The sequence below is a fragment of the Actinoplanes sp. OR16 genome (genome assembly GCF_004001265.1).
Taxonomy (GTDB): Bacteria; Actinomycetota; Actinomycetes; order Mycobacteriales; family Micromonosporaceae; genus Actinoplanes.
Window position 1 is genome coordinate 8,441,126 of the sequence record NZ_AP019371.1, and the last position, 23,545, is coordinate 8,464,670.

Annotated in this window: 20 protein-coding genes; 11 read left to right on the forward strand and 9 right to left on the reverse strand. The window is 71.4% G+C overall.

Going from position 1 to position 23,545, the window contains the following annotated elements; translation table 11 throughout:
- Positions 1-71: 71 nt before the first annotated feature.
- The 4 genes from EP757_RS38905 to EP757_RS38920 are packed head-to-tail and all read right to left on the reverse strand — an operon-like array spanning position 72 to position 4,050.
- On the reverse strand, positions 72-1,505 hold the full coding sequence (locus EP757_RS38905) for a HAMP domain-containing sensor histidine kinase (protein ID WP_127553330.1): 1,434 nt from the start codon (positions 1,503-1,505) through the stop codon (positions 72-74).
- Entirely contained in the window at positions 1,502-2,200 is a 699-nt protein-coding gene (locus tag EP757_RS38910) for a response regulator transcription factor (RefSeq protein ID WP_127553331.1), read from the reverse strand. Before EP757_RS38910 ends, EP757_RS38905 begins: the two co-directional genes overlap by 4 nt.
- A 30-nt stretch (positions 2,201-2,230) precedes the next feature.
- Positions 2,231-2,623 (reverse strand): FMN-binding protein, encoded by a 393-nt coding sequence (locus EP757_RS38915; RefSeq protein ID WP_370457736.1) that lies wholly within the window; start codon positions 2,621-2,623, stop codon positions 2,231-2,233.
- A 32-nt stretch (positions 2,624-2,655) separates the two neighbouring features.
- Positions 2,656-4,050, reverse strand: coding sequence for a ferric reductase-like transmembrane domain-containing protein (locus EP757_RS38920; protein WP_127553333.1), 1,395 nt, complete (start codon positions 4,048-4,050; stop codon positions 2,656-2,658).
- A 157-nt stretch (positions 4,051-4,207) separates the two neighbouring features.
- Between EP757_RS38920 and EP757_RS38925 the strand changes: the two genes are divergently transcribed.
- The 11 genes from EP757_RS38925 to EP757_RS38975 all read left to right on the forward strand — a co-directional run bounded on the left by EP757_RS38925 (position 4,208) and on the right by EP757_RS38975 (position 18,446).
- Positions 4,208-4,810: a DUF4956 domain-containing protein gene (locus EP757_RS38925; RefSeq protein WP_127553334.1), complete on the forward strand. Its 603-nt coding sequence runs from the start codon at positions 4,208-4,210 to the stop codon at positions 4,808-4,810.
- Positions 4,807-5,535, forward strand: a complete 729-nt coding sequence (locus tag EP757_RS38930) for a polyphosphate polymerase domain-containing protein (protein ID WP_127553335.1) — start codon at positions 4,807-4,809, stop codon at positions 5,533-5,535. The genes EP757_RS38925 and EP757_RS38930 overlap by 4 nt, the downstream gene beginning before the upstream one ends.
- Before the next feature lie 9 nt (positions 5,536-5,544).
- Entirely contained in the window at positions 5,545-7,350 is a 1,806-nt protein-coding gene (locus tag EP757_RS38935) for a carbohydrate-binding domain-containing protein (protein ID WP_127553336.1), read from the forward strand.
- Between the two features lie 162 nt (positions 7,351-7,512).
- On the forward strand, positions 7,513-8,388 hold the full coding sequence (locus EP757_RS38940) for a helix-turn-helix transcriptional regulator (protein ID WP_127553337.1): 876 nt from the start codon (positions 7,513-7,515) through the stop codon (positions 8,386-8,388).
- A gap of 34 nt (positions 8,389-8,422) precedes the next feature.
- Positions 8,423-9,379: a phosphodiester glycosidase family protein gene (locus EP757_RS38945; RefSeq protein ID WP_232050237.1), complete on the forward strand. Its 957-nt coding sequence runs from the start codon at positions 8,423-8,425 to the stop codon at positions 9,377-9,379.
- 5 nt (positions 9,380-9,384) lie between these two features.
- Entirely contained in the window at positions 9,385-10,488 is a 1,104-nt protein-coding gene (locus tag EP757_RS38950) for a GtrA family protein (RefSeq protein WP_127553338.1), read from the forward strand.
- Between the two features lie 13 nt (positions 10,489-10,501).
- Positions 10,502-11,989, forward strand: coding sequence for a GGDEF domain-containing protein (locus EP757_RS38955; protein WP_127553339.1), 1,488 nt, complete (start codon positions 10,502-10,504; stop codon positions 11,987-11,989).
- Positions 11,990-12,014: 25 nt separating this feature from the next.
- On the forward strand, positions 12,015-15,104 hold the full coding sequence (locus tag EP757_RS38960; RefSeq protein ID WP_127553340.1) for a BTAD domain-containing putative transcriptional regulator: 3,090 nt from the start codon (positions 12,015-12,017) through the stop codon (positions 15,102-15,104).
- A 285-nt stretch (positions 15,105-15,389) separates the two neighbouring features.
- Positions 15,390-16,331, forward strand: a complete 942-nt coding sequence (locus EP757_RS38965; RefSeq protein ID WP_127553341.1) for an ATP-binding cassette domain-containing protein — start codon at positions 15,390-15,392, stop codon at positions 16,329-16,331.
- Between the two features lie 95 nt (positions 16,332-16,426).
- Complete coding sequence (locus EP757_RS38970) at positions 16,427-17,182, forward strand: ABC transporter permease (protein ID WP_127554664.1); 756 nt, start codon at positions 16,427-16,429, stop codon at positions 17,180-17,182.
- 421 nt (positions 17,183-17,603) lie between these two features.
- A complete protein-coding gene (locus EP757_RS38975; RefSeq protein WP_127553342.1) occupies positions 17,604-18,446 on the forward strand; it encodes a DUF1028 domain-containing protein in 843 nt (280 codons plus the stop codon).
- A 35-nt stretch (positions 18,447-18,481) separates the two neighbouring features.
- Here EP757_RS38975 and EP757_RS38980 read toward each other — a convergent pair whose 3' ends face one another.
- The 5 genes from EP757_RS38980 to EP757_RS39000 form a co-directional block, all read right to left on the reverse strand.
- Positions 18,482-20,908, reverse strand: a complete 2,427-nt coding sequence (locus EP757_RS38980) for an ABC transporter permease (RefSeq protein WP_127553343.1) — start codon at positions 20,906-20,908, stop codon at positions 18,482-18,484.
- Positions 20,905-21,762, reverse strand: coding sequence for an ABC transporter ATP-binding protein (locus tag EP757_RS38985; RefSeq protein ID WP_127553344.1), 858 nt, complete (start codon positions 21,760-21,762; stop codon positions 20,905-20,907). The genes EP757_RS38980 and EP757_RS38985 overlap by 4 nt, the downstream gene beginning before the upstream one ends.
- Positions 21,763-21,927: 165 nt before the next feature.
- A complete protein-coding gene (locus EP757_RS38990; protein ID WP_127553345.1) occupies positions 21,928-23,130 on the reverse strand; it encodes a site-specific integrase in 1,203 nt (400 codons plus the stop codon).
- A complete protein-coding gene (locus EP757_RS38995; protein WP_127553346.1) occupies positions 23,130-23,315 on the reverse strand; it encodes an AlpA family transcriptional regulator in 186 nt (61 codons plus the stop codon). Before EP757_RS38995 ends, EP757_RS38990 begins: the two co-directional genes overlap by 1 nt.
- Positions 23,312-23,488 carry a hypothetical protein gene (locus EP757_RS39000; RefSeq protein ID WP_232050238.1) on the reverse strand — a complete coding sequence of 59 codons (177 nt, stop codon included), beginning with the start codon at positions 23,486-23,488 and terminating at the stop codon, positions 23,312-23,314. Before EP757_RS39000 ends, EP757_RS38995 begins: the two co-directional genes overlap by 4 nt.
- Positions 23,489-23,545 lie beyond the last annotated feature (57 nt).

Here is a 23,545-nt window from a genome sequence, read left to right on the forward strand (position 1 = left end):
AAAACCTTAGGACGACGGCCTAGCAAGAGCAATCGTCAACAATCCTGTGAGCCGACACTCCACGGAAGCGGTCAGGCAGGGAGGCGGATCGTGATGGTGGTGCCGGCAGGCGTGGCAGGGGTCGCCGTCACCGTGCCGCCGTGGTGGGCCGCGGTCTGGGCGACGATCGCCAGGCCCAGGCCCGAGCCGGGCATGGAGCGGGCCGCGGCGGCACGGTAGAAGCGGTCGAAGACGTGAGGGCGGTCCTCGTCGGCTATGCCGGGGCCGGTGTCGGTGACGGTCAGGGTGCAGAAGCCGGCGGCGTCGGCGGACAGGGTGGTCGTCACGGTCCCCTGCGGAGGGCTCCACTTGGCGGCGTTGTCGAGGACGTTGACGACCATGCGCTCCAGCTCGGCGGGGCGGCCGAGGACGGTGACCGGGCGGAGGTCGCCGGCGAAGGTGAGGGCCGGGGCTCGCAGCTGCACGCGGCTGATCGCGGCCGTCACCACCTCGGCGAGGTCGACCTGCTCGGCGGCCTCGCGGCTGCCCTCCTCACGGGACAGCTCGACCAGCTCGGTGGTGAGCGTGGCCAGCTCGCGGACCTGGGCGTCCAGGTCTTCGAGCAGGCCGGCGCGGTCCTCCGGGCTCAGCCGGTGGGCCAGGTCGGGGCGGCGCTCGACGGAGAGGAGGAGTTCCACGTTCGTCCGGATGCTGGTCAGCGGCGTCCGCAACTCGTGGCCGGCGTCCTCGACCAGGGCGCGCTGTGCGTGGCGGGAGGCGTCGATGGCGGAGAGCATCGCGTTGACCGAGCGGCCCAGGCGGGCGATCTCGTCGTTGCCGGCGACGTCGACCGGGCGGGTGAGGTCCATCGTGACGGCGACGTCCTCGACGGCCTCGGTCAGGCGGTCGACCGGGGCGAGGCCGGCCCGCGAGACGGTCCGGCCCAGCAGCGCCGCGCCGCCGATGCCGACGGCCGCGCCGACCGCGAGGAGCACCGCGAACGTGACCAGAACACGCTCGTCCGGGTTGCGGTCGACGGCCACCTGCACCGCTCCCCCACCGGCGATCGGCATGGTGAGCATCAGGTAGTTGCCGGAGCCGATGCCGACTTCCTCCTGGACCGCTGTGCCGGTCGCGCCCGAGGCCACCGCCGCCGCCGAGTCGGTGATCGGCAGGGGTGTCGCGGTGCCGCCGATCAGATTGCCGGCCGAGTCGATGATCTGCCAGCAGGGCCCGATCTCCTTGCCGTGCGACGGATAACCGCCGCCCGGAGAACCGCCGTCCGGGGAGCCGTCCGGGGAATCGCCGTAGCGGGCGCGGGCGCCCTCGGTCGCCAGCCAGTACGCCGGGTTCGCCGCGATCGTCTTCGCGTCCGACACCAGCTCCGCCGCGATCTTGTCCTGCTGGATCTCGCGCACGGTGAACCAGGCCCCGGCCGAGACGAGCAGGACTGCCGCCGCCACCGCGCCGGCCACCAGCAGCGAGAGCCGGGCGTGCAGGGTTCGCTGCCGCCACCAGCGCTTCACAGCGGCTCCTCACGCAGCACGAAGCCGACGCCGCGCACGGTGTGCAGCAGCCGCGCCTCGCCCTCGGCCTCCAGCTTGCGGCGCAGATAGCCGAGGTAGACGTGCAGGCTGTTCGACCCCTCGCCGAAGTCGTAACCCCAGACCTGCTCGAACAGCGCCGCCCGGGAGAGCACCTGCCGCGGATGGCGCAGGAACGCCTCCAGGATGGTGAACTCGGTGCGGGTCAGCCGGAGGGAACGGGATCCGCGCCAGACCTCCCGCGTACGCGGATTGAGGCGCACGTCGGCGAAGACCAGGAACTCGCCCGGATCGTCCGGGACCGCCGGCACGGACAGCGCGGACCGCCGCAGCAGCGCCCGGATGCGGGCGAGCAGCTCCTGCAGGGCGAACGGTTTCACCAGGTAGTCGTCGGCGCCCGCGTCGAGCCCGGCCACCCGGTCACCGACCGTGTCCCGCGCGGTCAGCATGAGGACCGGCAGCACCACGCCGTCGGCCCGCATCTGCCGGCACGCCTCGAGGCCGTCCATCCGGGGCATGTTCACGTCGAGGATCACGGCGTCGGGGTCGGCGGTGCGGACGGCGTCGAGGGCGGCCCGGCCGTCCCCGGCGATCTCCACCTGGTAGCCCTCGAACCGCAGGGTGCGCGCCAGCGAGTCACGCACCGCCGCGTCGTCTTCGACCACCAGGATCCGCATGCCCTCCAGCTTGCCAGCCGGGTGGGACACCTAGGCCGGCTGGGCGGCGTCGAGGGCGGACTGCAGTGACTCCTTGTAGCCGCCGCTGGTGTACGTGGCGCCCGACACGGAGTCGATGTCGGCGCTCTGCGCGTCGAGGGTCTCCTGCACGAGGACCGGGATCGAGCGGGCGCTGATCTCCTCGTGCCGGGAGCTGCCGCCCGGGTAGATCGGCACGGTGACCGCGATGATCTTCCCGTCGGCGACCGTGATGGCGACCTGGACGTCCCCCTCCTGGGTCTGCACCACGTCGCCGGTGTAGACCGTTGATCCCGCGGAGGCGGCGGGGGCGGTGCCGACGGCCACCACCTCGGGCGTGATGGCCGCTCCCGTGCTGGTCCGATAGCTGAACAGCAGCACGAGAGCCGCAACGGTGGAAAGCAACCAAAGACTGATACGTCGCATTTGTCTTTACCTCACCACGCGAAGAGTTCGGTGTGCACCCGCGCCGGCTCCACGCCGGCGTCCCGAGCCGCCGCCCGCGCCAGCGACGCCCACTCCTCGGGCCCGCAGATGTAGACCTGCGCGGCGGCGATCTCCGGCGCGATCCGCCGCAGGACATCGCTCTGCCCGGCCAGGTCCGCGGGCAGCCACGAGGAGCCGGCGCGATGACCGACGAGCGGCACGACCCGCACCCCGCGCTGCTCGGCGAACCACTCCAGCTCACCGCGGAACGCCAGGTCGGCCTCGCTCCGCGCCCGGTAGATCAGCGTCGCCCCGCCATGGCGGTAGGGCAGCTCGCCGAGGAGCGACAGCAGCGGCGTGATGCCGATGCCGCAGGCCATCAGCACGACCGGCCCGCCGTCGTAGGTCTCGCCGGTCAACTTCCCGTACGGCCCCTCGAAGAACACCTTGGTCCCCGGCTTCAGGGTCGCGATCCGCGCCGACCCGTCGCCCTGGCTCTTCACGGTGATCCGGAGCATGTCCGGGCGCGGCGTCGCGGAGAGCGAGAACGGGTTCGACCGGGTCCAGCCCGGCCCGTCCAGGAACCGCCAGTGGAAGAACTGCCCGGCGCGCACCGGCAGCGACTCCAGGTTCGATCCGGTCAGGTACACCGAGGTCAGGCCCGGCCCTTCGGGCACGATCCGGGAGACCACCAGGCGGTGCCGCCGGTTGCGCCATGCGGGAAGACCTATCCGGTACGTCAGGACGGCCGCCGCCGTCACCGCGTACAGCGTCCACCAATACGCACGGGCGAGCGGACTCGCGGTGAAATCGGAGCCGGTCCAGATCTGGTGCGGGAGGGCCAATCCCACGCCCAGGTAGGCGTACAGATGAAGAAGGTGCCAGGACTCGTAACGCGTCTTCCGGCGTGCCGCGCGGATCGAGGTGCCCACCACCAGGAGCAGCAGGACGGTCCCGGCCGCGGCGAGGAGCATCCCCGGGTACGTCCGGACCAGGTCCCAGAACTGCGCGAAGACGTTCGTGGTCCCGGCCGCGTAGCCGACCGTGATCGTGACGATGTGCAGCACCATCAGCCAGAACGAGGTGAAGCCCGTCCACCGGTGCCAGCGCGCGAGCCGGTCCTGCCCGAACGCCCGCTCCACCATCGGGATCCGGGCCATCAGCAGCACCTGAAGGAGCAGCAGGTCGGACGCCCAGAGCCCGGCGAGCCGCGCGACCGCGGTGATCGCCGCGGAGCCGCCGCCGGCGATCTGGCTCGGGCCGCCGTTGCCCGCCCAGAGCGCGGTGACGACGAGCAGGCTCAGCCCGGCGGCCGCTCCCCCGGCACTTCGCCACCATCGCGGAGCAGCGCGTGGGCGGCGATGGGCGGCGGCGCGGGTGTTGCCGGGTACGGCTGTCGCTGTCATGCGGCAACCCTGACGTGGCTGGTTAAGAGGGTCTCAGGTCGTGTCTAAGCGTTGCCTAAGAACACCTTTCACCAATGACTTAAGGGCCTCACAGGGTCCCTACAGCTCACTGGGGCGGAATGGGAACACCAGATGAACAGAGCCTGAAGGACAGACTGTGACCACGTTGCTAGCCGTCGCGGTGGATCTCGCCGCCATCGCCCTCCTGACGTTCGGGGTCTACTACCCCCGGCACCGCCGCCGCGACCTGGTGACCGCGTTCCTCGGCATCAACATCGGTGTCCTGGCGGTCGCGATCGTGCTGGGTTCGACGACCGTCGGCGCGGGCCTCGGGCTCGGCCTCTTCGGCGTCCTGTCGATCATCCGGCTCCGCTCCGACGAGATCACCCAGCACGAGATCGCGTACTACTTCGCGGCTCTCGGCCTCGGCCTGATCGCGGGTCTCGGCGGCGAGCTGACGGCGACCACCGGCGGCCTGATGCTGCTGATCATCGCGGGTCTCTGGATCGGTGACCACCCGGCGCTGTTCCGCCGGTCGCGCAACCAGCAGCTGCGGCTCGACGTGGCGTACACCGACGAGGAGGCGCTGCGCACGCACCTGGAGACGCTGCTCGGCGGCCGGGTCACGAGCATGGTGGTGCGCCAGGTCGACCTGGTCAACGACAGCACCCTGGTGGACGTCCGCTACACGGCCCCGGCGGCCGGCCGCGCGCCCCAGGAGCCGGGCCTGCGGGTCGCTCGCGGGGTGAACGCCGCATGATGACCATCTCCCTGGAGGAGCTCGTCAGCGAGGCGGCGCTGCTCACCCGGCTCGACCGCAAGTACCTTCTCCCCGCCGCCGAGCTGCCCGGACTGCTCGAGCGGATGCCCGCCGGCGTGCGGATGCTGGAGATCGGCGGGCAGCGCTCGTTCGCGTACCGGTCGATCTATTTCGACACCCCCGGCCTGGACAGCTACCGTGCCGCCGCGACCGGCCGGCGCCGCCGCTTCAAGATCCGGATCCGCACCTACCTGGACAGCGGACTCGACTTCGTCGAGGTGAAGACGCGCGGCGCGCGCGGGGTCACGGTCAAGGAGCGCATCCCGTACGACGGGGACGGCTCGTGCCTGGGATCCGCCGGCGTGGCCTACGCGAACGACGTGCTCGCCGGCGCCGGGATCTCGCCCGAGGGCTACGAGTACCGGCCGGTCATGGCCACCTACTACCGCCGGGCCACCTTCTACGTGCCGGACACCGGCAGCCGGGTCACCGTCGACAGCGACCTCGCCTGGATGCTCCCGGACGGCTCCACCACGCGGATGCCGGACTCGGTCGTCGTCGAGACGAAGTCGGCCCGCGCCGCCTCGGACGTCGACCGGCTGCTCTGGTCGCTGGGCCACCGGCCGGCCCGCATCTCGAAGTACGCCACCGGGCTCGCGGCGCTGCGTCCCGACCTGCCGGCCAACAAGTGGCACGGCGTGCTGCACCGTCATTTCACCTCCTGAGGGGTTCCCATGCGCCTGCGTAAGAAGTTCGTTGCCGCCGTGAGCTCGGCCGTCCTCGCCGCCGCCGTTCTCGCCGGATGTTCACCGGACTCGTCATCCACCGCGTCCGATTCGACCGGTACGTCCGGGACCACCGCGGCCGTGGTCGCGGCCACCGTGGACGGCACGCAGAGCGCGGCGGCGGTGCTGGCCGCGAACACGACCGTCCATACCGCCGGCTCGTCCTCAGCCGACGGCGCCGTCGAGATCACTTTGTCCGGCTCCTCCGCTTCGTCATCGTCGGCCGACGGTGTCACCATCGACGGCTCGACGATCACGATCACGGCGGCTGGGACATATCGGATATCCGGCGATCTGACGGACGGGCAGGTCGTCGTGAACGCGCCCGATGCCACGGTCACGCTGATCCTGGACGACGCCACCATCAGCAGCTCGACCACTGCCGCGATCGCCGCGACCGAAGCCGGCCAGCTCGTCGTCGTCCTCGCCGACGGCAGCACGAACACCCTGTCCGACACGTCCGCCTACGCCGGCGACGCCGATGTCAACGCCGCGCTGTTCAGCGCCGGCGACCTGACCGTCACCGGCAGCGGGACGCTGACCGTGACCGGGAACGGCAACGACGGGATCGCGAGCAAGGACGGCCTGCTCATCGAGTCCGGCACGGTCACCGTGACGGCCGCCGACGACGGCATCCGCGGCAAGGACTACGTGGTCGTGAACGGCGGGACCATCACCGTGACGGCCGGTGGCGACGGGATCAAGGCGGACAACGAGGAGGACGCCGACGCGGGTTTCATCGCCGTCGCCGACGGGACGATCGCCGTGACGGCCGGCGGTGACGGTCTCGACGCGGCCACCGACGTGGTCGAGACCGGCGGGACGATCACCGTCTCGGCCGGTGGCGGGCACACCGCTAAGGTCGCCGACGACGCCTCCGCGAAGGGCGTCAAGTCCGGCGTCATCACCGTCCTCGAAGGCGGGACCGCCACCGTCGACGCCGCCGACGACGCGGTGCACAGTGACGGCGCGGTCCACTTCGCCGGCGCCACGGTCAGCGTGGCGAGCGGCGACGACGGGGTGCACGCCGAGGGCGCGCAGGTCATCGACGGCGGCAGTGTCGAGGTCACGGCGGCGGTCGAGGGCCTGGAGGCGGCCGCGTTCGTGCTGAACTCCGGCGACGTGCACGTGGTCTCCAGTGATGACGGCATCAACGGCGCGGGGGGATCCAGCACCTCGGACGATCAAGGCGGAGGGTTCGGCGGCGGTCCCGGCGGCGGCGAGGACGTCGGCGACTACTCGGTCACCGTCAACGGCGGCACCCTGGTGATCGACGCCGGGGGTGACGGCCTCGACTCGAACGGGACCGCGGCGATCACCGGCGGGACGGTGGTCGTCAACGGGCCGGAGGGCGACGGCAACGGCGCGCTCGACGTCAACGGGACCTTCACGATCAGCGGCGGCACGCTGCTCGCGGCCGGCAGCGCGGGCATGGTGGTGACGCCGGACTCGAGCTCCGAGCAGGGCTGGCTCTCGGCGACGCTGGACAGCGCCGTGGAAGCGGGCACCACCATCCAGATCGTCGACGCGGACGGCGCTGTCGTCGCTTCCTACGTGACGAGCAAGAGCGTGCAGAACGTCGTCTTCTCGTCATCGGCCGTCACGTCCGGCGAGTCGTACACGGTCTACGTCGGCGGCACCGCGAGCGGCGGCAGCACCGGCGGTCTCGCCGCCTCGGGCTCGCTCGGATCGGCGACGAAGGCGGTCACCGTGACGGCGGGCGAGGCGCCCGCCGGCGGGTTCGGCCGCCGCTGATAGCCTCTGGTCGACATCCGGCCCCCGGGATCTTGATCCTGGGGGCCGTTTGCCTGTCCACTTCGGACGATGGGTCTATGGAACGACCACGCCGAGTCGCAGTAGTATCGGCGCAGTCCGGCGCCGCGGGTGCCGGCGAGGCCCCTGAAGGGGAAGGCCCGGGTGACCGAGAACGACAACGGCGGGGCGACCGTTCGCCGGTTGCAGCTCGGCGCGCATCTGCGTGCCCTGCGCCGCGCCAAGGGCGTCACCCGCGACGAGGCCGGATACCGGATCCGCGGATCCGAGTCGAAGATCAGCCGCATGGAGCTGGGCAAGGTCAGCTTCAAGGAACGCGACGTCACCGACCTGCTGAAGCTCTACGGCGTCGAGGACCCGGCCGAGCACCAGCGCGTCCTGGCCCTGGTCCGCGAGGCGAACGCCCCGAGCTGGTGGCATGCGTACGGGGACGTGCTCGACACCTGGTTCCAGAACTACCTCGACCTGGAGCAGGCCGCCGAGCTGATCCGCACCTACGAGGTCCAGTTCGTGCCCGGCCTGCTGCAGACCGACGCGTACGCGCGAGCGGTCATCCGCCTCGGCCACGACACCGCCGGCCCCGAGGAGATCGACCGCCGGGCCCGGCTCCGGATGGCCCGCAAGCAGGTTCTCGAGCGCCCCGACGCGCCGCGCCTCTGGGCGGTCCTCGACGAGGCGGTGCTGCGCCGGCCGATCGGCGGTGCCGAGGTGCTCCGCGAGCAGATCCAGTACCTTCTCGACATCTGCGGCTCGCCCAGCGTGCGGCTGCAGATCATGCCGTTCGCGTCCGGCGGGCACGCGGCGGCCGGCGGCGCGTTCAGCATCCTGCGGTTCCCGCACGAGAAGCTGCCCGACGTGGTCTACATCGAACACCTCACCAGCGGCCTCTACCTGGACCGCCGCGAGGAGGTCGACCACTACGCCGCGGCCTTCGGCCGGCTGTCGATCGAGGCGGAGCACCCCGGCCGTACGCCGGACCTCCTGCGCAGGATGCTTGGCGAAATCGACGCCGATTCTTAGGCCGGCCACAACCTAGGGCGGTTCCATAGCCCGTGTGACAGCCAATCCCGCAGCTCAGCGCCCTGCCCGTCGTGTCGGCCGGCGCGGTTTCCTGGCCGGCGGTCTCGGTGTCCTCGCCGCTGCCGCCGGTGGTGGCGCCTGGGCCCTCGACCGTTATGTCCTCGACCACGTCGAGGTCTCCGGCGCCTCCGGCATCACCGCGCAGAACGTCGCGGTCGCCGAGGCGGCCGGCACCGGCACGGCGACCGCCACGACCTGGACCAGCGACACGTCGACGATCACGATCGAGACGGTCTCGACCGGGTCCGGCAGCGACAAGATCACCTACTTCGTCGCGGACGTCCAGGTCAGCGACGCCACGATCGTCCGGTCGGCGTTCGCGAACGATCAGTTCGGCGAGAACATCACCGCGAACCCGTCGGAGATCGCCGCTTCGGTGAACGCGGTGCTGGCGATCAACGGCGACTACTACGGCTTCCGGGAGACCGGGATCGTCATCCGCAACGGGGTGAAGTTCCGCGACTCGGGCGCCCGGCAGGGGCTCGCGTTCTACGCGGACGGCTCGATGAAGCTCTACGACGAGACCGCCACGACCGCCGACGAGCTGCTGGCCGCGGGCGTCTGGAACACCCTCTCGTTCGGCCCGGGCCTGGTCCAGGGCGGGAAGGTGATCGACGGCATCGATCAGATCGAGGTCGACACGAACTTCGGCAACCACTCGATCCAGGGCAACCAGCCGCGCACCGGCGTCGGCCTGATCGCCGCGAACCACCTGCTCTTCGTCGTCGTCGACGGCCGCAGCAGCGGGTACAGCAGGGGTGTCACGATGCCGGAGTTCGCGCAGATCTTCGCCGGCCGCGGGGCGTCCGTCGCGTACAACCTGGACGGTGGCGGCTCGTCGGCGATGGTCTTCCGGGACTCGCTGGTCAACAACCCGCTGGGCAAGGGCCAGGAGCGGGGCACCAGCGACATCCTGTACGTCGCGGGCTGAGCGCCATGATCGTTCTCATTCCCGCGTACCAGCCCGACGCGCGGCTCGTGGAATTGTGCGGGCAGCTCGGCGCCTATCGCATCCTCGTGGTCGACGACGGGAGCGGTCCCGCGTACCAGGAGGTCTTCGCGGCGGCCCGGGAAGCCGGCGCCGAAGTGATCACGCTGGACCACAACCGGGGTAAGGGTTTCGCTCTCAAGACCGGTTTCGCCCATATCGCGGCGCGGCATCCCGGTCAGGACGTGGTGTGTGCGGACAGTGACGGGCAGCATCGCGCGGCGGACATCGCGGCGGTCGCCTCCCGGGTCGCGCTCACCCCGGCCGCGATGGTGCTCGGCGTGCGGCGGTTCACCGGGCGCGTGCCGGCTCGCAGCCGCTTCGGCAACGCGGTCACGCGCGGGTTGTTCCGGCTCGTCACCGGCCGATCGATAACGGACACGCAGACCGGGTTGCGCGGTTATCCGGCGTGGGTGCTGCGGTGGCTCGGGTCGACGCCCGGCGATCGTTTCGAGTACGAGCTGCGCCTGCTGCTGCGCGCCGTCCACGAGGGCCTGGCGATCGAGGAGGTGGAGATCGCGACGGTGTACCTGGAAGGGAACAAGTCGTCCCATTTCCGGCCTTTCCAAGATTCTGTACGGATCTACCGGCCGCTGCTGGGATCGATCTTCGCCTTCGCCGGGTCGTCGCTGCTGGCCTTCACCGTCGACGCCGCGCTGCTGGCCCTCTTCGTCACGCTGTCCGGCCACCTGATCGCGGCGGCCGTGGCGGCGAGGCTGATCAGCGCGACGGTCAACTACACCGTCAACCGGCGGACCGTCTTCGGCCCGGTGGCCCCGCACCGCCAGGCCGCTCCCCGCTACGCCGCCCTGGCCACCGCCTCCCTGGCAGCCAACGTGCTCCTGCTGCACACGTTGTCGCTGGTGCTCGGATCACTTCCGGTCGCGAAGCTGCTGACAGAGGTGACGTTGTCCGCCCTGGGCTTCCTGGTGCAGAGGGCCTTCGTCTTCGTCCGCTCCGCCGGCCCCTCCCCGCGTCCCCGGCCGTGGGTCCCTCTCGCGGCTGCACCCGAACTGCACCCCGCCGGCTCCCATGAGAGACCCTCGAACTGAGCATTCTTGCGCCATGAGTTCTGTGGCGAGCGCCCTCGAAGGCCGGCGCGTCCAGGCCTGGCATCTCAGCCTGGCCGCGGCGCCGGTGGTGATGCTCGCCTACTTCACCCTGGGCCGTCTCGACGTGCTCCCCGGCACCCAGGTGGCCCTGTACTGCAGCGCGAACACGACGCTGGCGGTCGCCGCACTGGTGGCAGCCCGTCGCCACGCTTCCCTGCGTACCATCATGATCTTGATCTCTGCCTCGGCGTTCGCCGGGGTGGCCGGCGACATCCTCTACTACTTCCTGGCGCTGGTGACCGGCGAGGAGGTGTATCCGAGCATCGCCGACGTCTTCTACCTGGCGGCCTACCCGCTGCTCGCCGTCGGCCTGCTGCTGATCGTGCGCCGGCGGACCCCGGGCTGGGACGGCGCCAGCATGATCGACGCCGCGATCGTGGCGATCGGCGCCGGCTTCCTGGTGTTCGAGTTCGTCATCAGCCCCACCATGAAGAACTCGATGGCCGACCTGGTCGGGCTGGTCTCCGTGGCATATCCGATCGGCGACCTGATGCTGCTCGTGGTCGGCGCCCGTCTCATGCTCGGCGCCGGCCCCCGGGGGACGCCGCTGCGGATGATCGGCGCCTACCTCGGGCTGGTGCTCGTCGCCGACACGTTCTACAGCTACCAGTCGATCAACGATACGTTCCAGGCCGGCGCGTACCTCGACGGTGTCTGGATGGCCGCGAGCTTCATCTTCGCCGCCGGAGTGCTGCACCCGGCCGTGCCGAAGCTGGTGGCCCGCTCGAACGCGGCCACCCCGGACGCCACCACCGGCCGCCTGATCATCCTGGCCGTGGCCGCCATGACCGCGCCCACCTCGATCCTCATCGAGGAGGCCAGGCACGGCAATCCGGACACGGTCGCCGCGGCGATCGTCTGCAACGTGCTGTTCCTGCTGGTCCTGGTCCGGATGACCGGGCTGGTCCGGGCGCAGCGGCTGGCCGCGATCACCGACGGGCTGACCGGCCTGCGCAGCCGGCGCTACTTCGAGGAGGCCCTGGCCGGCGAGAGCGCCCGCGCCGAGCGGTACCACCTGCCGCTCAGCATGCTGCTGCTCGACATCGACCACTTCAAGAGCGTCAACGACACGTACGGGCACAACGGCGGCGACCGGGTTCTCGTCGAGGTCACGCACCGGCTCCGCGAGCTGGTCCGGCCCGGTGACGTGGTGGCCCGGTACGGCGGCGAGGAGTTCGCCGTCCTGCTTCCCGCCACCGGTCCCGAGCAGGCCCGGGAGATCGCCGAACGGGTGCGCCGCGGGGTGGGCGCCGCGCCGATCGCGGTCGCCGACTCCCGCGTCCACCAGGTCACCGTCTCCATCGGCGTCGCCGGGATGCCGGCCACCGCGACCACGGCCGAGCTGGTGCTCACCGCGGACCGGGCGCTCTACGCCGCGAAGAACGCCGGCCGCAACCGGGTGGTCAGCGCCGCCGACGCCCAGCCCAGGGCCGCCGCCTGAGCGCCGGTCCGTCAGAATCGTCGCCATGCGGTTCGGCATCCTCGGTCCACTGCGGGTGGAGCTCCCCGGCGGGCGGCTCCTCCCCCTCGGTGGTCCGCGGCTGCGTGCCCTGCTCGCGATGCTGCTGCTCGACGCCGGCCGCCCGGTCGGCGTCGAGCGCCTGATCGACGGTCTCTACGGTTCGCGCCCGCCGGCCGGGGCAGCGAACGCCCTGCAGTCCCAGGTGTCCCGGCTGCGTCAGTCCCTGCCGGTCGAGCACGGTCCGGCCGGCTACCGCATCGCCGTCGCGCCGGACACCGTCGACGCCCACCGGTTCACCGCGCTGGCGTCGGAGGGACGGCGGGCGCTGCCGGCCGGCGATCCGGGCCGGGCGGTGACGGTTCTGCGGGAGGCGCTGGAGCTGTGGCAGGGCGATGCCCTCGCCGACGTCCGCGACGCGCCCTTCGCCGCATCCGCCGCCGACCACCTGGCCGAACTGCGCGTCACCGCCTCCGAAGACCTGGCCGCGGCGTTGCTCGCCACCGGCGCCGATCTCGATGACGCCGTCTCCTCGCTGCGCGCGCTGATCGCCGCGCATCCTCTCCGGGAGCGCCCGCGGGGGTTGCTCATGCGCGCCTTGGCGGCGGCCGGGCGGTCGGCAGAGGCGCTCTCGTTGTACGAGGAGACGCGCCACCTTCTCGCCGACCAGTTGGGCGCCGACCCTTCGCCGGACCTCGCCGGGACACACACCGCGATCCTGCGGGGCGCCTTCGCTCCCGTGTCCACCCCGCAGCCGGCCCGTCGCGGGGTGCCGACAGCGCTCACCAGCTTCGTCGGCCGGGACGACGACCTGGTCCGCGTCACGAAGAACCTCGCCACGGCCCGGCTCGTCACCCTGCACGGCCCGGGCGGCGCCGGCAAGACCCGGCTCGCCGCCGAGGTGGCCGCCCGATCCGACGCCGACTGCTGTTTCGTGGAGCTGGCCGCGGCCACGAGCGACGACCTCCCGCGGGCGGTCCTCGATGCGCTGGGGCTGAAGGACGCACGGCTGAACGACCGTACCCCCGCCGAAGCCGCCGCCGAAGCCCCTGCCGCAACCGACCGCCTGGTCTTCGCACTCGCCGACCGCACCCTGCTGCTGATCCTGGACAACTGCGAGCACGTCATCGAAGCCGCCGCCGCACTGGCCGGGCGGCTGCTCGCCGCCGCGCCCGGACTGCGGGTCCTCGCCACCAGCCGCGAGCCGCTCGGCATCACCGGCGAGACCCTCAACCCGGTCGGCGGCCTGCCCATGTCACCGGCCGTGCGGCTCTTCGCCGACCGGGCCGCCGACGTCTCCCCCGGCTTCGCGGTCACCGGCGAGAACGCCGACGCGATCCGCCGGATCTGCCGGATGCTGGACGGCCAGCCCCTGGCCGTGGAACTCGCCGCCGCCCGCCTGCACGCGTTGTCCCTGGACGAGGTGGCCTCCCGGCTCGACGACCGATTCCGATTGCTGTCGAAGGGCAGCCGCACCGCCGCCGGACGGCATCGCACCCTGCATGCCGTCGTCGCCTGGAGCTGGGATCTGCTGACCCCCGCGGAGCAGGTGCTGGCCCGCCGGTTCACGGTCTTCACCGGCGGCGCCGACCTCGCGGCCATCGAGGCGGTCTGCGCCGAGCCCGACGTGGTGGACCTGCTGGACGGGCTGGTCGGCAAGTCCCTCATCGAACGTGACGGCGGCCGGTACCGGATGCTCGCGACGATCCGGGCCTTCTGCGCGGAGCGGCTCGACGAGTCCGGCGAGCGGCAGCCGATGGAGCGCGCGCACGCGGCGTACTATCTCGATCTCGCCCTGACCGCGGACCCCTGGCTGCGGACCGCCTCCCAGCTCGGCTGGCTCGACCGGCTCGACGCGGACCGCGACAACCTGCACACGGCGCTGCGGCGCGGCGACATCCCGACGGCGTTGCGCCTGGTCTCGGCGTTGTCGTTCTACTGGTGGCTGCGCGGGCTGCGGTCCGAGGCCACCACGCTCGCCGCCCGGGTGCTGCGGGCGATCGGCTCGGAGCCGCCGCCGGGACTCACCGAGGAGTACGCGCTCTGCGTCCTCAACGCGGCCCTCGGCGGGACCCGGCCGACCGAGCCGTGGGACGACTACCTGCGCATGATCGAGGAACCGCCGGCCCAGCCGTTCCTGCTCTACCTCTCGGCCATGGCGGTCGGCCCGCCCGACGCACCGCCCGGGGACGTCGTCGCCCTCAACCGCCAGCTGCGCGAACGGCTCAGCAGGGGCTCCTGGATCAACGCGCTCGGCGGGATCGGCGGCGGCTGGATGCTGCTCTTCGCCGGCGCCGGCCCGGAGGCCGCCGAACCCGAGTTCCGGTCGGCGCTCGACGGCTTCCGCGCCCTCGGCGAACGCTGGGGCACCATGATCGCCCTCTCCGGCCTGGCCGAACTCGCGATCTGGCGTGGCCGTCCCGCCGACGCGCTGGCCCCGCTCGACGAGGCATTACGGCTGGCCGAGGAGCTCGGCGCCGTCGTCGACGTCGCCGACCTGCTGCGCAGCCGCGCCGAGAGCCGCCTGAACGCCGGTGATCACGACGGCGCGGCAGCCGACTTCGCCCGCGCCGCTTCCCGTTCCCGGGACTGCGGCGCCCGGGAACTGGAGGCGGCAGCCAGACACGGCCAGGCCACCGTCGCGTTCCGGCGCGGCGATCTCCCCGCCGCCCTGCACGGGTGCGCCGCCGCCCTCGACGTCTGCCCGACCGGCTGGTACAGCGCCGACGGCACCCGCATGGCGATCCTCGTGACGATGGGCCGGATCGCGTCCGCCCAGGGGAACCCGCGCGAAGCCGCTGACCGGTACCGATCAGTCTTCTCACTCCGCTCCGGCATGCTCGGCTTCCAGGTCATGGCCGAAGCGATCGACCGGCTCGCGACGCTGGCCCTCGACACCGGCGACCCGGCCAGGGCGGCCTCGCTGCTCGGCACGGTCACCGCCCTGCAACTCCGCACTTCAGCGGCGTCGGGCGAGCTCGCGTCTCAGGTGGCGGCCCGGGCGGCGGCCGAGCTCGGCCCCTCGGGGTACGCCGCGGCGCTCGCGCGGGGGGCCGCCCTCACTCCGCCGGAGGCGTTCACCTTCCTGCGTTCCTGAGACGCGTTTGCCGGCCCGCCCTCGGATCTTGGAACGCTGCTCCCGTCCCTCCCGCGATCTTGGAACGCTGCTCCCGCCCCTCCCGGGATCTTGGAACGCCGCTCCCGCCCCTCCCGGGATCTTGGAACGCCGCTCCCGCCCCTCCCGGGATCTTGGAACGCTGCTCCCGTCCCTCCCGGGATCTTGGAACGCTGCTCCCGTCCCTCCCGGGATCTTGGAGCGCGGTGGGTGGCTCGTCAGCGGGCGGTGCGCGGGCGGTCAGCGCAGGCCGCCACGCTTCCCGGCATGACATACGCGGTTGCGGCCGAAGGGCTGCGGAAACGGTATCGAGGCGGGACCACCGCGCTCGACGCATTCGATCTGCACGCGCCCGCCGGCGGGGTCTACGGCCTGCTCGGCCCGAACGGCGCCGGCAAGACGACAGCGGTGCGAGTACTCTCCACCCTTCTCACGTTCGACGGCGGGCGCGCGGAGGTGGCCGGCGCCGACGTGGCGAGCCGGCCCGATCTGGTGCGCGACCGGATCGCGCTCACCGGTCAATACGCCGCCGTCGACGAGGTCCTCAGCGGCCGGCAGAACCTCGTCCTCTTCGGCAGGTTGCAGCATCTCAGCGCGCGGGACAGCCGGCGGCGGGCCGACGAGCTGCTCGAACAGTTCGGCCTGACCGACGCGAAGGGCCGGTCCGCCGGCGAGTACTCCGGGGGCATGCGCCGCCGCCTCGACCTGGCAGCCAGCATGATCCGCCGCCCGCGGGTGCTCTTCCTCGACGAGCCGACCACCGGCCTCGACCCGCGCAGCCGCAACCAGGTCTGGGATGCGGTCCGCGCCCTGGTCGCCGACGGCACGACGGTGCTGCTCACCACGCAGTACCTGGACGAGGCCGATCAACTCGCCGCCCGGATCGCCGTCGTCGACGCCGGAACCGTCGTCGCCGAGGGCACGCCGGCCGAGCTGAAGGCGACGATCGGCGCGGACCGGCTGGAGATCGTCGTCGAGGACGCCGCCCGTCTGGCCGACGCGGCCTCCGTCGTGGCCGGGCTCACCGGCGCGGCGCCGGACATCGACGCCGATCAGCGCAGGCTGCGCGTGCCGGTCACCGACCGGGTGGGTTCGCTCATCGAGACGGTACGGGTGTTGCACAGTGCGGGGATCGCCCTGTCGGACGCCGGATTGCACCGCCCGACGCTGGACGAGGTCTTCCTTCACCTGACGGGAGCAGCCAAATGACTGTCGTGACCGATAATGCACGGGACTCCCTGCGTACCGATCCCTCGCCTGGAAAGACCACCCACCGAGGCCGCGCCCTCGCCGACGGCTGGGTGATGACCGGGCGGTACCTGCGCCATGTGGTGCGCGCGCCGGAGGAGATCGTCATCTACTTCAGCCTGCCCATCATGTTCGTGCTGGTGTTCGGGTATGTGTTCGGCAGCGGCATGCAGGTTCCGGGCGGGGGTGGCTACCGCGAGTTCCTGCTGCCCGGCGTCTTCGTGATGACCATGCTGTACGGCATCGGCGCCACCGCCACCGGCATCGCCACCGATGTGGGCCGCGGCGTGATTGACCGATTCAGATCCATGCCGGTAGCCCGCTCGGCCCTCATGACCGGCCGCGCCGCGGCTGATCAGTTCCGGGCACTGCTCGAAATCACGGCTCTCGTGGTGTGCGGCTTGATCGTCGGCTGGACGTGGCATCGCGGCATCGGCAACGTAGCCCTGGCCCTCGGCCTGCTGCTGTTGCTGCGGCTCGCCCTGAGCTGGGTCGGCATGTTCCTAGGACTGGTCGCCCCGAACCCGGACACCGTAGCGACGATCGTGTTTCCGCTGGCCTTCCCGTTGAGCGCAGTCTCGAACATCTTCGTCTCCCCGGAACTCATGCCGGGCTGGCTGGGCACAGTCGCCGCCTGGAACCCGATCTCCGCGACGACGACAGCCATCCGCGAACTGTTCGGCAACCCCGGCCTGGGAGGCGACGCCTGGCCGACCCAGCACGCCCTCTTCCTGTCCGTCGCCTGGCCGGTGGCGCTGATAGCCGTCTTCGCACCCCTGGCCGTACACCGTTATCGGTCACTGGGCCGCTGACCAGCGTCCTCTCGTAGCCCTCCTGCAGCGATCTTGGAGGGTCGAGTGGAGCGGGCCAGGTTGCGCCCGCGTTTGCACGGCGCCGCGGCCGGTTTTGCAATGGCGCTGCGGGCCGAGTCGCCGCCGGTTTTGCGTGGCGCTGCGGGCGGGGTCGCGGCAACGACCGTTCCGCCCGCAGCGCCGCCGGCCGGGGGACGTTCGGGCGGAAAGCGCCCCGGCGGCCGTGGACCGCGCTCCGGCCAGAGCGGTCCGGACCGGGCGCGCCCCTGCGGGGAACGGGCGCGACCGGAAATCCCTTTCGAAGCAGTTTTGAACCCGATGGGCGCAACGCGCAAACTCACTCCGAGCAGATCTGCCATGACCTGCGGCTCCTTCCGGGCAGTCTGCGCTGGAAGTGTTTCCGGCAGATACCGTGCCTCGCATGACTTTCTCGATCGTGGGCCGTTCCGCGGACGGTGCGGCCATCGGCGTGGCCGTGGCCAGCAAGTTCCTCGGCGTCGGCGCGGCGGTTCCGGCAGCCCTGGTGAACGTCGGCGCGGTAGCCACCCAGTCCTACGCGAACCTCGCCTACCGCCCGCAGGCCCTGGCCCTGCTGAGCACCGGCGTAGACGCGGAATCAGTGGTCAAGGGCCTGATCGCCGCCGACGACGGCCCCGTTTCGCACCGCCAGCTAGGCGTCGTTGGAGCCTCCGGCCCGGGTGCCACGTTCACCGGCTCCGACTGCCACGACTGGGCCGGCGGCGTCTCCGGCGACGGGTATGCCGCCCAAGGCAACATGCTCGCCGGCCCCGACGTGGTAGCGCGGATGCAGGAGTCCTGGCTGGCCACCTCGGACGCACTCCCCTACCGTCTGCTGGCCGCCCTCCGCGCCGGCGACCAAGCGGGCGGCGACCGGCGAGGCCGCCAGAGCGCCGCGCTGCTGGTCGTATCCCAGGGCCGTGGCTACGGCGGCACCAGCGACGTCTGGGTGGACCTCCGCGTGGACGACCACCCCGACCCGGTAGCCGAACTCGCCCGCCTGCTGACGATGCACAGCCTCTACTTCGAATCCCCCGATCCGGACTCCCTCCTGCCCCTCCGAGGCGACGTGGCCGACGAGGTCCGCGCAAGGCTCGCCTCAACCGGCTTCACCGGCTCCGACCTGGACGACGACCTCGCTTCCTGGGCCGGCGTCGAGAACCTGGAGATGCGGGTCGTATCCGGCGCGATCGACCCACTGGTACTGGCCCACCTGCGCGAAGTCACCCACGTGGAACAGCCCTAGATCCAGCTCGCCCGCCGGCCGAACGCCGGCTGCGGCTAGCTGGTCCGTCTCAGCACCGGGGCCGCCGTTGCCAGGACCGCGACGATCGCGCATCCGATGGTGACCGCGGTCCCGGCGCCCCACGGAATGACCAGTTCCACGCTGTGGCCCAACTCGGACTCGACGGCCGACCGAATCCCGACCATAGCCACGGCCGCCACCGCCGCCCCGAGCAGCGCGCCCACCCCGACCGCGAGCAACGCCTCCGCGGACAGCACCCCGAGCACCTGCCCTCGTCCGGCCCCCGCAAGACGAAGCACCCGCAGCTCACCGCGACGAGCAGCGGTAGCCATGAGCAGCGTGTTCCCGACCGCAATCCCGGTATATCCGGCGCTCAACCCGATCAGCGCCAGCAGGAACAGGTCCACCAGCTCGCCTTCGTCGTCCACCTCCTGTTGTGCATAGGCGGCAACCGGCATGACGACTCCTCCCGCACCACCGGACACGGCAGCGTCGGAGGTGCCGCTGTCATCGGCGGCTGTGTCGTCGAGAACGACGAGGCTGGTCAGGGCGTCCGGATCGTGAGTGCGCACCAGGTCACGAGCGAGCACCACCGGCGCCACCGCATCCGGGTCGACGGCGGTCACCGGCAGATCCGTGGTTCTGCCGTCGACGAAGCGCACGGCGATCGTGCCGCCTGCCGCCACACCGAGCTCTCCGGCCGTATCGGCGTGCAGCACCACACCCGCCTGACTGCCCACGCCGGCCGCGTCATACCCCGTGATGGTCGTGCCCTGAGCCGACCCGCTCTGAGGCGCCGCCTCCCCTGTCGTCGCGCCGTTGGTGATCAGAACCCGCGTTGCCAGGCGTGACTCACCGCTGCTGGCGGCGACGGTGGCCTCGGAGAGCCCCGGCGTGTTGTCGGGCACCAGCACGTTCGCAGCCGGGTACTCCGCCGCCTCATCGATACCGGCCGCCACCTCGATCGTCGCGATCATGCCGGTGAGCAATACCGTAAGCCCGACCGTGGCGAGCACCGGCGCAGCAGTGGACGCGACCCGGCGAACCCCCGTCAGCGTGCCCTCCCGTACCAGCATGCCGGTCGCCGACTGCCGCCACGGCGCCGCGACCAGCCGCACGAGCGGGCCGATCAGCACCGGCGAGAGCAACGCGGCCGCGGTGATCAGGAACATCGCGGCGCCCAGGCCCGCCGTGGTCTTCGACTCGTTCGCCAGCGAGGGCATCACGGCGAGCAGCGCGCCACCGGCCGCCGCGGTCAGCAACCCGGCCACCCAGCGGGAGATCGGCATGGGACGCGGGTCGGCGGCCGCCTCGCGCAACGCGTCCAGTGGCGGGATCCGCGAGGCACGCCGTGCCGCCACGACCACGCCGGCGAGGGCTGCCGCTACGCCGACCAGGATCGCGCCGGCAACGGCGAGCGGCTGCCAGGTAGCCGTGAAGCCGGGCGGTTCGAGTCCGGTTTCGACCATCGGGGTGGCAAGCAGCGGGGCGGCGAGTGCTCCGAGCGGCGCACCGGCGAGCCCTGCTGTGAGGGCGATCAGAACCGTTTCCCCGTACATCATCCGCCGCACCTGACCGGGAGTCGCACCGACCGCACGCAGCAGTCCCAGCTCGCGCCGCCGTTGCGCTGCGCTGAGCGCCACCGTCGACGAGGCCACGAACACCGTCGCGAACGCACCGAGCGTGACCAGCGCGATCAGCAACTGCGCACCGATCCACCGGACTCGGGTGACGCTGCCGGGCTCCAGCGCATCGCGATCACTTCCGGTCACGACGGTCCCGGCCCCGCCGATCAGCGCCTGCGCCGCCGCCGCCACTCGCTCTTCATCACCGGTCAGGGTCAGGCCGATCACCGGTACGCCGGAAGCCCGCTCTGCCGCCACTCGATCAGCAACGAAGTAGCCGGCCTGCGATCCCGCACCCTCGAACCGCCCGGCATCGATCACAGTCCCGGTGATCGTCCACGTCTCCGGTCCCCGGGCGGTGACCACCTCGATCTCCTCGCCCGGCCGCACGCCCGCCGCCACCGCCTCGCCACTTCGCGCAGGCGCCCGGCCGGCACTGAGCCGATATCCGCCGAGCACCGCCGACGACCAGGCATGACCACCGAACCGGGCAGCGGACGGATCACCCGACGCCTTCCCGTCGATCAGCCGCTGCACATAGAAGGAAGGATCGGGAACGGCATGCCCGACACCCGGCACCGTTCTCAGCCGGTCGGCGAGGGCGTTCGCCTCGGCCGCCGTCCAGTTCGGCCGCTCCGGCTCGCCGTAGTCGTTCTCGCCGATCGTGGGAGGCTGGACGAGAACCGGGGAGGCGCCATATCGCTTCGGCGCCTCCGGCTGAGAGCTCAGCTGCAGCGTCGCCGAGGCTGCCAGCACGGCCACGCCCAGGGCGACCGCGACGAAGGTGCCGGCGAAGCTCGCGAACCGATGGCGGAAATTCGCCCAGGCGGCGATCATCGGGTCACCTCACTGTTCGCGTGAGCGCTGCCGGCTGCCGGGCCCCGGTGCGTGTGGAATCCGACGCCGGCGTCGTGCCGCCCACCCTCGTTCCAGCCGGGACCGCTGCCACGGGTCGCCTCGAGCCGCGCCGTGTGGACGGCGATGCGTTCCGCCTCGGCGCCGCCGGTCAGCTCGTCGACCACCCGGCCGTCGGCGAGGAACAGGACCCTGTCGGCGTGCGCCGCCGCGTACGGATCATGGGTCACCATCACGATCGTGCGGCCATGCCGATCCACCGCGGATCTCAGCAGCCGCAGCACCTCGGCGCCGGACGTCGCGTCGAGCGCCCCCGTCGGCTCGTCGGCGAAGAGCACCGCCGGGCGCGTCACCAGCGCCCGGGCGATCGCGACCCGCTGCTGCTGGCCGCCGGACAGCTCGGAGGGTCGGTGGCCGGCCCGGTCGGCGAGACCGACCTCGGCCAGCGCGGCCGTCACCTCCCCTGCGGCCGGGCGGCGGCCGGCCAGCCGCATCGGCAACGCCACGTTCTGCGCGGCGGAGAGAGCAGGCACCAGATTGAAGGCCTGGAACACGAACCCGACCCGACCCCGCCGCAGCTTGGTCAGCGATCGCTCGCTCAGGCCGCGCACCGGCGTCCCATCGATGATCACGTCGCCGTCGTCGACCCGGTCGAGCCCTGCCGCGCAGTGCAACAGTGTCGACTTGCCGGACCCGGACGGCCCCATCACCGCGGTGAACGTGCCTGTCGTGAACGTCGCGTCGATCGCGTCGAGAGCCGTCACGGCCCGCTCGCCGACGCCATATCGCCTGGTCACGGCCCTCAGCTCGACCGCCGGCGTGCGCTTCTTCGTCATGCCTGCAAGCCTGGCCTTCCGGCGGGCCGGGCACAGTCACGCAGGGGCGAGGATCGGAGGTATATCCAGCACTACCACATCCGGGGTCGATCAAGCCTTTGACCAGCACAGCAGCTCTGTGAACTGATCTTGGGCACAACTCGGGCACAACTTTGAGAGCCGTGGTCATGTGCTGCTCTCCCTCGAATGGCCCGGAGATCCCGGCAGGCGCAACGCCCCGTCGACGAGGGACCGAGTGCGGTCCAGCACGTCTGGCCACTCGTGGACGTACGCATTGAGCGTCACCGTCGGTGTGGAGTGGCCGAGCGCCAGTTGGACCGTCTTGACGCTCGCCCCAGCGTTGATCAGCAACGTGGCGTAGTAGTGCCGCAGGCCGTGGAAGCCCCACCGCATCGGCAGCCCCGCCTTGGTCCGCACCGATACCCAGGTACGGGAGAACGAGGACGGGTTCACCGCGCCACCACCGGTCCCTCGGAACACCAGTGCGGCCAGTCGCCTCGTCGGCCGACGCGGGTCGGTGTCGTCGTCTATCTCGACCGGATCTCCCACGGTCTTCAGGTGTGCACGGAGCGCATCCGCGACCACATCAGGCAGTTCAACCGTGCGGACGCTGCTCCTAGTCTTGGGCTGGCCGAGGAAGGGTGAACGCCCCTTGTGCAGTTTGAGCTGTCGCTGGACGGACAGCTCGGCCCGCTCGAAGTCGATGTCCTCCACCTCCAGCCCTAGGGCCTCCCCCAGCCGAATACCGCATCCCGCAGCGAGGTAGACCGCAGCCGACAGCCGATCCGGCATCAGCTCGGCCAGCCGGTGTACCTGTGCAGGGGTGGGGATGACCCGCTTACCGCGATCGACTTTGGGCAACCGGATGTCGATGCACGGTGAGCTGGCAATCATCCGGTCCCGCACCGCCAGAGCGAAGATCGCATTGACGTAGCTGTACACCAGCCGCAGCGTGGCCGGAGCGAGTACGAGACTCCGGTCCCGCACCCACGCCTGAATCTTGCTCTGGCGGACCTGACCGACGTGAAGGTGACCGAGCCCCGGCACGATGTGCAGCCTGACCGCATGCTCAACGCGGATCGCCGTGCTGTCGATGTGCAGTTGGCTGGCCCGCCACTGCTCGGCCAGAGCGGCAACGGTGATGCGTCCTGCCCGGTCGTCGATGTACTGGCCTCTACTCACGTCGGCCCGGACGTTCGCATCGAAGCGGTCAGCATCTACCTTGCGCTCGAAGAGCCGCTCTCGGCCGCTGCCCTGATCGTCCGTCCAGCGCACACGCCACCGCTTGCCACGCCCGTGCTTCTTGGACGGCAGGCGTGAGCCATCCGGGCCGCGTTCCTTCAGGTACCAAAGGTCATCAACGGGCATCAGGCACACTCCCGGAACCACGCACGCACGTCCGCCGGGTCGTAGCGCAGGTATCGCCCGACCTTGCGTGCGCGTGGTCCGGTCTGGCGGTGCCGCCACTGGTAGAGGGTGCCGACCGGCACGCCGAGGTACTGCGATGTGCGTTCGATCGACCACAGGTCCTCGGTCGTAGTCTCAAGTGTCATCGCGGCAGCACCTCCCTGCGGCTGACCGTCAAGTACACGCGGATCTCATCGACTTGGCGGGCCGGGTGGGTGCTGACGCGACAGATGGCCTGGTCGCCGAAGACGGCGGCGAGGTGGCCGGCTAGGTAAATCTTCTGTTCGGTGACGATCTCGGCGGGGCCGATGAGCCGCACCGAGAGCAACGGCCGGGGCCGGGGCATGGCAGGCGGTTCCTTTCTTCGGAGGGTCAA